This is a genomic window from Pseudomonas sp. c313 (genome assembly GCF_055407145.1).
Map to the genome: position 1 here is coordinate 23,302 of NZ_JBUZRD010000006.1, position 12,274 is coordinate 35,575.

Here is a 12,274-nt window from a genome sequence, read left to right on the forward strand (position 1 = left end):
AAGCCGCTGTTTTCAATAGATAAAAATATTCATACCTTATTGACTTACACCCTTGGCATTAGTCGCTAAGTAACAGTCGAGCTCGTGTATATAAATTGTTAATACCAAGTTGAGCGTTGCGTGAAAGAGCCTCAGAGTTTGTTATAGCCTTAACGGACGAAAGTATCGCCACCTCTAGAAGTGACGAACTTTCGAAAACAATAAAGGCTGTACCAGGTGCAAGGAACTCAATCATGAAAACTCAAATCGTATTATGGAAAGCAAGTACCGCGCTGGCCCTGATTCTGGCAATGAGCCTCGCAGGCTGCAGCAGCGGTGGTGGCGGTCATAAAAGCAGCGTAGCGGCGTCCTCCCCGGACGCTGGTACGGGCACTGGTGGTGGTACCGGCGGTGGCACGGGTGGCGGTACTGGTGGCGGAACCGGCGGTGGCACGGGCGGAGGTACTGGTGGCGGAACCGGCGGTGGCACGGGCGGAGGTACTGGTGGCGGAACCGGCGGTGGCACGGGTGGCGGAACCGGTTCTACCACCAGCCCGCTGACCACCGGTCAGATTGCAGCCAACCTGGGCGACACCCTTAGCGGCGTCGGCACTGCCATCGGCGGCATCGGCACAACCGTTGGTGGCGTACCGGTAGTGGGCGTAACGGCAGGCGGGCTGGTCATTGGCGCTGGCAACGCAGTCACCAGCATCGGCGATGGCGTGAGCGATGGCCTGGGTACCCTAGGCACTAACAGCAACGCCCTCGGCATAACCGTGGCCGGTGTGGCCAACGGCGTCGGCGACCTGGGCACCGGCCTTTCGGCCACCGGCAAATCCCTGACCACCAACACACAATTGGGGCAAATCCCAATCGTCGGCACCGTCGTCGGCGCAGCAGGTAACCTCGTCGATGGCGTCGGCCAGAAAGTCACCATGCTCGGTGACACCTTGAGCACCGCCAGCACCACCGGTCCACTGGGTTCGGTGACCAACACCCTCGGCAGCAAAGTGCTGGTGCCTGTGGTGTCTTTGGTCGAAGGCGTGACTGGCAAAGTCGGCAGCACCACTGGCCTGGGAAGTCCGGTCAATGGCTTGCTGGATAAAGTAGGCTCCACGGTCACTGGCCTGGGCGGCAAAGTCGCCAGCACCGGCGGTACCGGCAACCCTGTGACAGGCGCACTGGGTGGCCTGCTGACGGGTGTCGGAACCGTGGCCAATACCTCGGGCGGTTATGTCGCTCCAGCACCGGGCACCGGTGGTGGCGCAGCAGGATCGGGCCTGCTGGAAACCGTCGGCGGCATCGTAGCCGGTGCCGGCACAGGTCTGAATGCCGGCAATACCAATGGTACGGTCAGCGCGGCCGGTGTAACCGGTGGCGCCTTGGGCAACACCGTCGCCTCCCTCGGCACGCTCACCGGTGGTAATGGTGTCGCCAATACCGCAGCGGGCGCCCCGGTCGCCGCATTGACCGCCAACGTCGGCGCAGCGCTGAACCCTGTGACATCGGGGATCACCAGCCTGACCCAAAACGTCGGCACCGCCACCGGCATCGGCGCACCCGTCAACGGCCTGGTGACACAAGTAGGCGCAGCGGTCGGCGGCCTCGGCGCGAACATCACCGCCGCGAATGCCAACCCCATCACCAACACCCTTGGCCAGACAGTCACCGCAGCAGGAGGTCTGGTGTCCTCGGTCGGCGGTTTGGTTACCGGCGGCACCAGTGGTGGTGGTCTGCTCGGTGGCTTGAATGTGGGCACCAGTACTTCCGGTACAACCAGCGGAAGCGTGGGAGTAGGAGGCCTGCTCAACGGCCTGACCGGCAAAAAATAGAATTGCACCTGGCCGAATAGACGGCCTCCCCTACAGCGCCTACGCTTGGTTGAGACGAGAGATTCAGATGAGTCTCTCGTCTTTTTATATCTAGCCCCCAGCCGCCTTCAATAGTCCGGCAAAGCCAAGCAAAACACCGCTGCAGTTTTGACCACGGAGTGTCCTATGCGCGTTTTGACTCCCCTGCTTTTGCTGTCCATCAGTGTTTGTATCCAGGCCGAAACCCTGCCCAGCTTTCTCAACAGCAACGACACCATCCGCAACCTGCCCGTACCCAACCTGCCTGCTGACGCCTATCGCCCGGTCACGCCACAAACGCAGTTGCCCGACACGCCGAGCGCCCAGGCCCAACCGCTGTTGATGGACACCAAAGTGACCATCCGCAAACTGCAAATTGAAGGCGGGACGATCTACCCCCTCGCAGAAGTGGCCAAGGTGTTCGAACCGCTGATTGGCCAGGAAACCAACCTCGCCCAACTGATCGAAGCCACCCGCAGCATCACCCGCCGCTATCAACAGGACGGCTATCTGTTGTCTTACGCCTTCCTGCCCGAACAACGCTTCGACCAGGGTCTGGTACGCGTGGTGTTGGTGGAGGGCTATATCCGGGACTACCAGGTGCAAGGCGATATCGGCGCGGTCTCGGCCTATGTCGATAAACTGGCGGAAAAACTCAAGGCCGAACGCCCGCTCACTCGCAAGACGTTTGAGCGCTACACCACCCTGATGGGCCGCATTCCCGGCGTCACCTTGCAGGCGCAAGTGCCACCACCCGGCACCACAGACGGCGGCGCGCACATGCAGATCCAGGCCAGCCGCAAACCCTTCACCAGCAGCATGAGCATGACCGACGACAGCCGTGGTGGCTTGCAGGCCCTGATCGCCGGCACCAGCAACTCCCAGACATCAATGGGCGAGCAACTGAGCCTCAGTGGCCTGTTCCCACCCGGCAACGACAAAGAACATTACTACCGACTGGACTACAGCCAATTCCTCAATGCCGAAGGCACACAACTTAGCCTGTATGGCGCCCACTATCGCAGCGACCCGAGCACCCATATCCAACTGGACGGCGGCCTGGAACTCAAGCCGCATCGGGAAAACGACCGCTTCTCCATTGGGCTGAACCACCCGCTGATCGCCTCTCCTGCCGAGTCCCTGACCGTCGGCTCGCGCTTGTATGGCGTGAACGACAAGACTCGCTACCAACTGGTGGGTTTTCCCCAGCGCTTTGACGTGGAAACCGACATGCGTGCCCTGGCCTTCGAAGGTGACTGGAGCAAGGCCGACAACCGCCAACTACGCATCCTCAGCGCCGGGCTCTACCAGGGCATCGACGGCCTGGGTGCCAAGACCCGCAGTGACCTGGGAGGGATAAAAGCCGACCTGGATTTTTTCCGCCTGCGCCTGTCCGGCGTGCAGAGCGACAAGTTCGCAGGCAACTGGCAGGGCGTGCTTTCAGCCGCGCTGTACTGGAGTAACGACACCTTGCCCGACAGCGAACGCGCCGTGTTCGGCGGGCAGAATTTCGGCCGTGGCTACCCCGATGACCAAGGCTCGGGCGACAAGGGGTGGGGCATGGCCTATGAGGTCAACTACAGCTTCAACCGCAGCGGCAACTGGGTAAAAGTCCTGCAGCCTTATGTGGTGCTCGATCGCGCCAAAGCCTGGTTCAACGACCTGCCGGTCAAGGGCAGCGACATGTCATCCGCCGCGGTGGGGCTGCGCTTTGGTGATGCCAAGTACTACAACATCGCTCTGGAAGCGGCCAAGCCAATGTCCGACATGGCCCTGGACAGCTTCAATCGGCGGCCGCGGTACACATTGAGTTTCAGTTATCAGCTGTAAGATCTGGCGACTACCCTGTGGCGAGCAGGCTTGCCCGCGTTGGGCTGCGCAGCAGCCCCATGTTAGGCGCTCCATTTCCTTAACTTACCGGCATTGGGCTTGCCTCCTCGCCACGGAAACAGACTCTCTCCTACCGAGTATTCCTACTAAGCATGTAGAAGTTTCCAGCCTCAAGGGTTGACCAATTTCACCTTCGGCAACGGGAACAGGTTGTTCAAGGTATCCAGCAAGCGCACCAGGTAGATGGGCTTGCGGAACAGGTCCAGGACCTGCAGGCGCAGCAGGTCGCTGACGTCATCCATATCGGCATGACCGGACATGACAATCACGGGCAGGTGTTGGCGGGCGGTGTGTTCGCGCAAGCGCTTGATCAAGGAAATACCACTTTCCTCAGGCATGCGCAGGTCGGTGATGACCAGGGCGATATCGGGGTGCAGGGTCAGCTCTTGTAAGGCGAACGTGACCGTGGTGGCGGTAAAGCAAACAAAACCTTCGTTCTCCAGCGACTCCGCCAGTTCGACAAGAGCGTCCTCTTCGTCATCCACCAGAAGGATTTGTTGGCGTGGGGACGAAGAGGGTGTCATGGGTAATACCTGAAAGTTAATCGATCGCCAAGAGTGATCCGTACTCGCTTGAATTTTATGGCATCAAGAAGTAGTGATAATACCGTCTTGTACCGCTTGGAATACGCCTTTGATTTTAGTGCCGAGCCCGGTTCCAAATCCAACAATGACCAAAGCAACTATCGAAACAATAATCACGTATTCAATCGCAGACGCCCCGTCCTTGCGCCGAAAAAACAACTGGGTCTGAATATAAATCTTCAACATCAGGTCAAGGAACATATGACTTCTCCTTTGCGCGATTTTGCGCGGGTATCGCTGGGCTGCACGATGATTACTGTATGCCACTAGAGCATTGTCAACAAACCCCTTCCCCACAACTGTAAGAACTGATTAATCACAAAGTATTAGTCGTAAGTTTGGCGCCATAAAACCGTGCCTTAACAGCCCACTTACCATCACTCGGATAAATTTTCAGGCGGGTAATGGCATTTTGTCCTAGCTGGGCTACCTTCAAATAGCGAAATAGTTAGATGTTCATAGCTACCTGGTTGCGAAATTAACTCGTTGGGATAGACGAGCACGTAGTGCAACAGGAAAGGGAGAGCCGTCATGAACAGCCGTGTAAGCATGATAGTGGCCGGGTTACTTTTGGTTGGAGCCTTGTTTGCAGGCTATTGGGGGTTGGTCCTGAGCCGTGCGCCAGAACCGGTTATCGAGCCAGTTCCCCAATCTGCCACTGTGGAAAAAACCGTAGCCGCCGTCGAAGACCAGACCCGCCAATCGGTGGTCGTCCTGGCCCATGCTGTTCCTCCTTTTGTCACCCTCACGGCCGCTGACCTGACCCTGGAAAAACTGCGCACGGCACCCGCTGGCAGCTTCACCAGCCTTGACCAGGCTATCGGTCGCACCCCATGGCGAGCGCTGCCCGCCGGTACCTGGCTGGACGACACCAGTTTCACGTCCGGCGGCCCGCTGGCGCGGATGATTCGCCCAGACGAGCGCGCCCTGGCCCTGGCCGTTGACGAGGTTGTCGGCGCCGGTGGCCAACTGAGCCCTGGAGACTATGTCGATGTGCTGCTGTTCCTGCGCCAGGACGCCGGCAACGAGGAACAGTCGGCACAAATCATCATTCCCGCCATGCGCGTGCTCGGCATCGGCGATCAACTAGGCCTGGACAACGACGGCAAGCCCGCCGTCCCGCCGCCCGCCACCGCCGAAGAAAAAGCCCAGCAGGCACAACGCCGGGCAGCAGCACGCACCGTGATACTGGCTGTACCGGAGCAATTGCTGAGCCGACTGATGCTGGCAACGAGCACCGGCACCTTGCGCCTGGCAGTACGCAGCGCCGACGAACAACTGCTGAGCCAGTACTGAGCCGGTGAAAACGATGCCCCGGCCAAACTGCAAAGCGCCAACCGCGAACTGTACCAATTCACTCAACTGGCCCTGGGGGGTGCTCCGAAAAAGATAAGCCAAGGCGGATACGCAGGTGCGCCTCATCGCTCCGGCATCGAGGTGATACGCGGTAATCAATCGACCCAACAAACCCCCTGATTGAGCAAGGACGTCTTGCATGAGCCATCGCTACGCACCAGTGTTCACTCAAATGGCCTGGGCCCTGATGCTGTCGAGCCTGCCTGTCGGCCTGCCTGTCGGCCTGGCTTTCGCTGCCTCGGACAGCTGCACCAACCTGGGCCAATTGCCTGCCGCCATCTCGGTGGGCGAAGGCTTGCAACAAGAGCTGCAATCCCCAGTGGCCATTACCCGCCTGGCCATTGGCGACCCGAAAGTTGCCGATGTTCACCTCAACGGTGATCGGGGCTTTCTGCTCACGGGCATCACCTCCGGCACCACCAGCCTGATGATCTGGACCCGCTGCTCCACAGCTCCCAGGCAGAGCATGGTGTTCGTCAAGGGCAAGGCTACTTCAGCGTTGACCAGCCTGGCGCTGTCGCCCTCCGATGACCCCACACTGCCCAGCCAGGTACAGACCGATATCCGCTTTGTCGAGGTCAGCCGTACCAAGCTCAAGGAGGCCAGCACTTCGATCTTTGGCGGCACCCGCAACTTTCTGTTCGGTAGTCCCGGCACCAGCGCGTCTGCATTACTGCCGCTGGACAACGGCAGCTTCAATATCGGCTTTGGCGGTGGGCGGTTTTCGGCGCTGATCAACGCCCTCGAACGCAGCGGATTTGCCTACACCCTGGCCCGTCCCAGCCTGGTGGCCATGAGCGGGCAGAGCGCAACCTTCCTGGCGGGCGGCGAGGTCCCGGTTCCGGTCCCCAGCAGTGGCAGCGACAGCATCTCCATCGAGTACAAGGAGTTCGGGATTCGCCTGACCCTCACTCCGACCGTCATCGACCGCAACCGCATCACCCTCAAGGTGGCGCCGGAAGTCAGCGAGCTGGACTACAGCAATGCCGTGCAGATCGAAGGCATCCAGGTGCCGGCCCTGACCGTGCGCCGTACCGACACCAGCGTGTCACTGGCCGATGGCGAAAGCTTCGTGATCAGCGGCCTGATCAGCACTAACAATCGCTCGACCATCAGCAAGTTTCCAGGCCTTGGGGACATCCCGATCCTCGGCGCGTTTTTCCGCGACTCCAACATCAGCCGCGAGGAAAAAGAGCTGCTGATGATTGTTACCCCGCACCTGGTCCAACCCTTGGCCGCCAACGCGCAATTGCCGTCCTTGCCCGGTGAAAAACTGCGCAACTATGACCCGAACTGGTACCGCCTGTACTTCCTGGAAAACGGTAATTTCGACAAGCGCACGGGACTCTCCCAATGAGCGATAGCCTGAGCCAGACCTTCCTGGCAATCACCCGCAACACCACCGACCTGGAATGGCTCCAGGGCGCTCTGGCGCCACTTGGCCAGGTGGTCAGCGCCGGTGGTGGCAGCCTGGACGAATTGCTCGCGCTGGTGGACGTAACCTTCGCCAGCCTGGTGTTCGTGGGCCTGGACCGCGAACACGTAGTGGCCCAAAGCGCGCTGATCGAAAGTGCCCTGGAAGCCAAACCGATGCTGGCCATCGTTGCCCTCGGGGACGGCATGGACAATCAACTGGTGCTGAACGCCATGCGTGCAGGTGCCAGGGATTTTGTCGCCTATGGTTCACGCTCCAGCGAAGTGGCCGGGCTGGTACGGCGCCTGGGCAAGCGCTTGCCGCCGGTGACTCCAAGTGCTCACCTGGGCGGCCTCACGGTGCTTTATGGCACCCAAGGCAACGCCGACGGGGCGCTGCTGGCCAGTCACTTGGCGTTGGTGGTGCAAAAGAGCGGGCAACAAACGCTGCTGCTGGACCTGGGCCTGCCCCGTGGCGACAGCCTGGCGCTGCTGGGGCTGGAAAGTTCGTTCAACTTTGGCGATGCCCTGCGTCACTTGCGGCGCCTGGACACCACACTGATCAATAGTGCGTTCACTTCGGCCGAAGCCGGTTTACGAATCCTCGCCTATGCCGCCAGCGACGAGCCTTTGGAGCTGACCAGCGCCGCCGAGCTGTACATGTTGCTCAGCGCGTTGCGCCAACACTTCCAACACATCGTGGTAAACCTCACCGGGCAACCGGACAGCGAAGCCCTTCGCACCTTTGTCAGCCACTGCGACAAGCTCTTGTGGTGCACCGACCAGAGCGTACTGGACTGCCGTCGCAACCTGGCGGTACTGAACCTGTGGCGGGAAAAAGGCATGAGGCTCGAACACGCACGGCTACTGATCGACCGCTACCTCAAAGGCGCCGCACCGGACGTCGGGGCGCTGGAAAAAAGCTTTGGCCTGGAAGCCATCGCAGTGCTGCCATTGAGTCCCGAAGTACGCCTGAATGCAAAAAACCAGGGCCAAACCCTGTTCACCCTGGCGCCCAGGGAAAGTCTGACCCAAGGCCTGCGGACCCTGGGCGAGCGTCTGGCAAAACGTTCCGAGGGCCTGGAAAAACCCGCCACCCGCTGGTTTGAGCGGCTGCGGGGGGCAAACAAATGAGCGGCGAAAAACTCTTCGGCGCCCCCGCCCGTGGTACCGGCGGCAATACTGATCACGACGGCCTGAAACTGGTGCTGCATCGCTACATCATCGATGCCATTGAGGAGGCTGGGGGAAACCTGCTGGAAGGCACTCGCCAATCCCTGGCGCAATTTGTCATCGACAAGGTCGCCGAGTACATCACCCGCATGCACCTGGCGATTTCCCGTTATGAAATGGAGCGTCTGGCCGAAGAAATCGTCGACGAGCTGACCGGCTTCGGCCCGCTGGAAGTGCTCCTGCGCGACCCATCGGTCACCGAAATCCTGGTCAACGGCCCGCACAAGGTGTTCGTCGAACGGGACGGCGTGCTGCACCAGAGCGACCTGCGTTTTATCGATGCCCACCACGTGGAGCGGGTCATGCAACGCATCCTTGCACCGCTGGGCCGGCGCCTGGACGAATCATCGCCGATGGTCGATGCCCGACTGCCCGATGGCAGCCGGGTCAACGCCATCATTCCGCCGATTGCCCTGGATGGCCCGTGCCTGTCGATTCGAAAGTTTCGCAAGGACATGCTCAAGAGCAGCGACCTGGTGGCCATGCAGAGTATCGACCAGGGGATTTTCGAGTTTTTCCAGGAGGCGGTGGGCAAGCGCTGCAACATACTCATCAGCGGCGGCACCGGCACCGGCAAGACCACGATGCTGAATATTCTCAGCCAACTGATCAACCCTCATGAACGCCTGGTCACCATCGAAGACGTGGCCGAGTTGCAACTGGGCCATCCCCACGTGGTGCGCCTGGAAACCCGCCCGCCCAATGCCGAGGGCCATGGTGAGGTCAAGGCCAGCGACCTGATTCGTAACGCCCTGCGGATGCGCCCAGACCGCATCATCCTTGGTGAGATTCGCGGTGTGGAAGTGCTCGACGTGATGACAGCAATGAACACCGGCCACGACGGCTCCATGAGCACCGTGCACGCTAACAATGCCCAGGACGCCCTGCTGCGCCTGGAAACCCTGGTGGGTCTGACCGGGCGGGTGGTGGCTGAAAAAACCCTGCGGCAAATGATCTGCGCCGCGCTGGATGTGGTGATCCAGCTGACCCGCTTGCCCGATGGCCGCCGCTGCGTCAGTGAAGTAGTGGAAATAGTGGGCGTGCGCGACGACGTCTACGTCACCAACACGCTGTTCCGGCTTGACCGGCGTACCGGCTTCGGTTTCCTGCGCGAGGCGGTCAACCCTGCCGGTGACAAACTGCGCCGTGAGTCGGCGCTGCCTTTATAGGAGCGCAATCATGACCGGCCCCATTCTGATGTTCATGTGCGTGATCCTGATCGGCCTGTCGATAGGGCTGTTTCAGAACGGACTGCGTCGTGCAAAAACTGACCGGGTACTGGAGAGACTCGCACAAGGGCAACCTCTGCTGGCAGAAGAACATGGTCACTGGACGGGCCTTGAACGCATGTTCCTGCGCGCAGGCCTGGGCAAACCCACTGACAGCCTGGGGCTGTGGCTGACGTCCTGGGCCCTGGGCATACTGATAGGTTTTATTGCCGCCAGTTGGCTCGGTTTGCTGGTGATGATTGTCGTACCGCCGCTGTGCCTGCACCTGTACATCGCCTGGCGCTATCAGCGACGCCTGCACCGGATGACCGAGCAACTACCGCAGTTGCTGGACCACACCGTACGCAGCCTAAAATCCGGCCGCACCCTGGCGGACGCCGTGCTGGGCGGTATCGAGGCTGCCGAGGACCCGCTCAAACAAGCCATGAGCCGCATTCAGCGCAATGTGCAAATGGGTGTCAGCCTTCCGGAGTCCGCCCATGACTTCGCCGAATTCTATGAACAGGACGAATTCCGTCTGTTCGCCCTCGGCCTGAAGGTCAACCTTCGGTATGGCGGCAACGCCAGTGAGCTGCTGGAAAACCTGATCAAGATGATCCGCGAACGGGAACAGGGTGCCCGCCAACTGAAAGCCATGACCGGTGAAACCCGTATGACGGCCTATGTACTGGCGGGTCTGCCGATTGCCATGGTGGGTTATTTCATGATGGTCAACCCGGGGTATTTGATGACCATGTGGAACGATGGCACGGGGCGCTACCTGCTGTTCATTGCCCTCGCCATGGAGCTGGCGGGCAGCCTGGTCATGTGGCGCATGTTGCGGAGTATTTGAGATGGCCCTACTGATCAGTGCCTTGCTGTTTCTCGCCGCACTTGTGCTGGTCCTCGGCAACCTGATGGAGCAGCGTCGACGCCAGCGCCTGGTTACCCAGCGTCTGCAAGGGCAAATGGCCCGTGAAGACAAGCTCGGCACGTTCATGCGCCAACTGGGTAGCAGCCCGATTGCCCAACGTTCGGTCAGCCTGGACAACGAAACGCAAATACTGCTCAACCGGGTCGGCTGGAGAAAGGCCAGCCAACGCTCAATGTTTGCCGCCTTTCAGATCGGGACGCCCGTGGTACTACTGGGCATTACCGCAATGGGGCAGCAGTTGTTCTTCCGTGAGGTCGAGTTCCCGTGGATCCCGTCCCTGCTGGCCCTGGGGCTAGGCTATCTGTTGCCCAAGCGTATTCTGGCCGCTGCCGCAAAACACCGGCAGCAACGCATAGCCCGCGAAATATCGACGTTCATTCCGCTGCTGCGGATCCTGTTCGAGTCCGGCATGGCGGTGGAGCAATCACTGCGAGTCTTGAGTACTGAAGCGCAACGCTTGCTGCCCGCCCTGACCCATGAACTGCGCCTGGTCCTGTCGCGGGTCGATTCCGGCCTGGAGCTGGGTGAAGAATTGGGCAAGGCCGCCAAGGTGCTGGCAGTGGATGAATTCACTGACACCTGCGTCATCCTTCAGCAATTGATCCAACAGGGCGGCGGCGCGATGAAGTCGTTGCTGGCGCTCAAGCAACTGCTCGATGACCGCCGCCTGACCCGCTTGCAGGAATACATCTCGAAGATGTCGGCCAAGATGTCGGTGGTGATGATGGTCTTCCTGTTTCCTGCCTTGCTGATCGTCCTCGGGGGCCCAGCGTTTATCGCCATCGCCCGAGCCCTGAATAACTTTTGAGGAGCGCTTGATGAAAGCATTGATTGCCGCACTGGGCTTGCTGATGCTCGGTGGTTGCGCCAGCAACGGCCAGGCGCCCTGGGCAGCCCTGATGTCGCCAGGCAGCTGCGCCAAACCCGGCTCCGAACAGGAACTGTCGCTGAACCTGGCCGACGACATGGCCAACGAGGGCAAGCTGCACGCCAGCCTGGCCAACCTGCAAAACTTGCCCGACACCCTGCCCCAGGTACGCCAGCGCAAAGCCAAGGTTTACCGTTTATTGGGCCGCAGTGAAGCCGAACCGTTGTACCGCAGCCTGCTGGGCAGCTGCATGGCCGCCGACGGTGAGCACGGCCTCGGGCAATTGGCCGCGGCCAAGGGAGATAACGGTCAGGCCATGGCCCACATGCAACGTGCGGCGCGATTGGCACCCACCGACGAAAAAATCCGCAATGACCTGGGCGTGGTGTACCTCAACCAACTGCGCATGGAAGACGCCCGCTTCGAATTCCTCACGGCCATGGAGTTAAAGCAGAGTGATCAACTGGCCGCCGTCAATCTGGTGACATTGTTCATCTACCAGGACAACTGGGGGCAAGCGGCGCAGTTGGTCAGCCAGATGAACCTGAGCCCGGAGCAAGTCACCGAGGCCCAGGCCAGGGCCGAGAGGCTCAAGGGGGCAAGCGTAACAGCGGCCAAGGATCAGGTAGCGGCGGTCAGCGATGCGCCGCCGCCAACAATCAAGTAAGTGGTTCAAGGAGTTGATGATGAAATTCCATTACCTCGCCAGCCTGACACTGCTGGCCCTGCCCTTGTCGGCTCTGGCCATTGAGCCAGGGCCGTCCTCCCCACAGCAGGAAGAAACCGAAAACTGGATGACGTTGCAACGCAGCGGGCAACTCGCATCATCGGTACCGCAGAAAGCCACCGCTGCCGAACGCGAGCAGGCCTTGCAGCGTTGGCTGGACAGTAACAAGCATGCGATACCGGAGTTTTTTGACCAGAAAACCGGAGGGAGTTCGCCTGGAGGTAAGTGAAGA

11 protein-coding genes and 1 pseudogene are annotated in these 12,274 nt (G+C 60.3%); 10 read left to right on the forward strand and 2 right to left on the reverse strand.

The window, feature by feature from the left end:
* The first annotated feature begins 233 nt into the window (after positions 1–233).
* Both ACZRKZ_RS18035 and ACZRKZ_RS18040 read left to right on the forward strand, forming a co-directional pair.
* On the forward strand, positions 234–1,811 hold the full coding sequence (locus tag ACZRKZ_RS18035) for a collagen-like triple helix repeat-containing protein (protein ID WP_463982327.1): 1,578 nt from the start codon (positions 234–236) through the stop codon (positions 1,809–1,811).
* Between the two features lie 165 nt (positions 1,812–1,976).
* Positions 1,977–3,659: a ShlB/FhaC/HecB family hemolysin secretion/activation protein gene (locus tag ACZRKZ_RS18040; protein ID WP_463982328.1), complete on the forward strand. Its 1,683-nt coding sequence runs from the start codon at positions 1,977–1,979 to the stop codon at positions 3,657–3,659.
* Between the two features lie 170 nt (positions 3,660–3,829).
* Here the strand turns inward: ACZRKZ_RS18040 and ACZRKZ_RS18045 are convergent, their stop codons facing one another.
* Positions 3,830–4,243, reverse strand: coding sequence for a response regulator (locus tag ACZRKZ_RS18045; protein WP_463969201.1), 414 nt, complete (start codon positions 4,241–4,243; stop codon positions 3,830–3,832).
* A 63-nt stretch (positions 4,244–4,306) separates the two neighbouring features.
* Complete coding sequence (locus tag ACZRKZ_RS18050; protein WP_463982329.1) at positions 4,307–4,504, reverse strand: Flp family type IVb pilin; 198 nt, start codon at positions 4,502–4,504, stop codon at positions 4,307–4,309.
* Positions 4,505–4,834: 330 nt separating this feature from the next.
* On the opposite strand from ACZRKZ_RS18050, the pseudogene cpaB reads away from it, so the two are divergent.
* The 8 genes and pseudogenes from cpaB (at position 4,835) to ACZRKZ_RS18090 (ending at position 12,271) form a co-directional block, all read left to right on the forward strand.
* Positions 4,835–5,779: pseudogene (cpaB, locus tag ACZRKZ_RS18055) on the forward strand (Flp pilus assembly protein CpaB).
* Between the two features lie 19 nt (positions 5,780–5,798).
* Positions 5,799–7,016, forward strand: a complete 1,218-nt coding sequence (locus ACZRKZ_RS18060; protein ID WP_463982330.1) for a type II and III secretion system protein family protein — start codon at positions 5,799–5,801, stop codon at positions 7,014–7,016.
* Positions 7,013–8,206, forward strand: coding sequence for an AAA family ATPase (locus ACZRKZ_RS18065; protein WP_463982331.1), 1,194 nt, complete (start codon positions 7,013–7,015; stop codon positions 8,204–8,206). The genes ACZRKZ_RS18060 and ACZRKZ_RS18065 overlap by 4 nt, the downstream gene beginning before the upstream one ends.
* On the forward strand, positions 8,203–9,474 hold the full coding sequence (locus ACZRKZ_RS18070) for a CpaF family protein (protein WP_463982332.1): 1,272 nt from the start codon (positions 8,203–8,205) through the stop codon (positions 9,472–9,474). The genes ACZRKZ_RS18065 and ACZRKZ_RS18070 overlap by 4 nt, the downstream gene beginning before the upstream one ends.
* A gap of 10 nt (positions 9,475–9,484) precedes the next feature.
* Complete coding sequence (locus ACZRKZ_RS18075; protein ID WP_463982333.1) at positions 9,485–10,366, forward strand: type II secretion system F family protein; 882 nt, start codon at positions 9,485–9,487, stop codon at positions 10,364–10,366.
* Between the two features lies 1 nt (position 10,367).
* The gene (locus ACZRKZ_RS18080; protein WP_463982334.1) at positions 10,368–11,255 is read left to right on the forward strand and encodes a type II secretion system F family protein; all 888 of its coding nucleotides are present in this window, start codon (positions 10,368–10,370) and stop codon (positions 11,253–11,255) included.
* A 10-nt stretch (positions 11,256–11,265) separates the two neighbouring features.
* The gene (locus ACZRKZ_RS18085) at positions 11,266–11,982 is read left to right on the forward strand and encodes a hypothetical protein (protein WP_463982335.1); all 717 of its coding nucleotides are present in this window, start codon (positions 11,266–11,268) and stop codon (positions 11,980–11,982) included.
* Between the two features lie 19 nt (positions 11,983–12,001).
* The gene (locus tag ACZRKZ_RS18090; RefSeq protein WP_463982336.1) at positions 12,002–12,271 is read left to right on the forward strand and encodes a DUF3613 domain-containing protein; all 270 of its coding nucleotides are present in this window, start codon (positions 12,002–12,004) and stop codon (positions 12,269–12,271) included.
* Positions 12,272–12,274: the final 3 nt, after the last annotated feature.

Coding starts and splice junctions, on each gene's coding strand:
- ACZRKZ_RS18085 (WP_463982335.1), top strand. CDS start 11,266: ATGAAAGCATTGATTGCCGCACTGGGCTTGCTGATGCTCGGTGGTTGC.
- ACZRKZ_RS18040 (WP_463982328.1), top strand. CDS start 1,977: ATGCGCGTTTTGACTCCCCTGCTTTTGCTGTCCATCAGTGTTTGTATC.
- ACZRKZ_RS18060 (WP_463982330.1), top strand. CDS start 5,799: ATGAGCCATCGCTACGCACCAGTGTTCACTCAAATGGCCTGGGCCCTG.
- ACZRKZ_RS18080 (WP_463982334.1), top strand. CDS start 10,368: ATGGCCCTACTGATCAGTGCCTTGCTGTTTCTCGCCGCACTTGTGCTG.
- ACZRKZ_RS18050 (WP_463982329.1), bottom strand. CDS start 4,504: ATGTTCCTTGACCTGATGTTGAAGATTTATATTCAGACCCAGTTGTTT.
- ACZRKZ_RS18070 (WP_463982332.1), top strand. CDS start 8,203: ATGAGCGGCGAAAAACTCTTCGGCGCCCCCGCCCGTGGTACCGGCGGC.
- ACZRKZ_RS18045 (WP_463969201.1), bottom strand. CDS start 4,243: ATGACACCCTCTTCGTCCCCACGCCAACAAATCCTTCTGGTGGATGAC.
- ACZRKZ_RS18065 (WP_463982331.1), top strand. CDS start 7,013: ATGAGCGATAGCCTGAGCCAGACCTTCCTGGCAATCACCCGCAACACC.
- ACZRKZ_RS18090 (WP_463982336.1), top strand. CDS start 12,002: ATGAAATTCCATTACCTCGCCAGCCTGACACTGCTGGCCCTGCCCTTG.
- ACZRKZ_RS18035 (WP_463982327.1), top strand. CDS start 234: ATGAAAACTCAAATCGTATTATGGAAAGCAAGTACCGCGCTGGCCCTG.
- ACZRKZ_RS18075 (WP_463982333.1), top strand. CDS start 9,485: ATGACCGGCCCCATTCTGATGTTCATGTGCGTGATCCTGATCGGCCTG.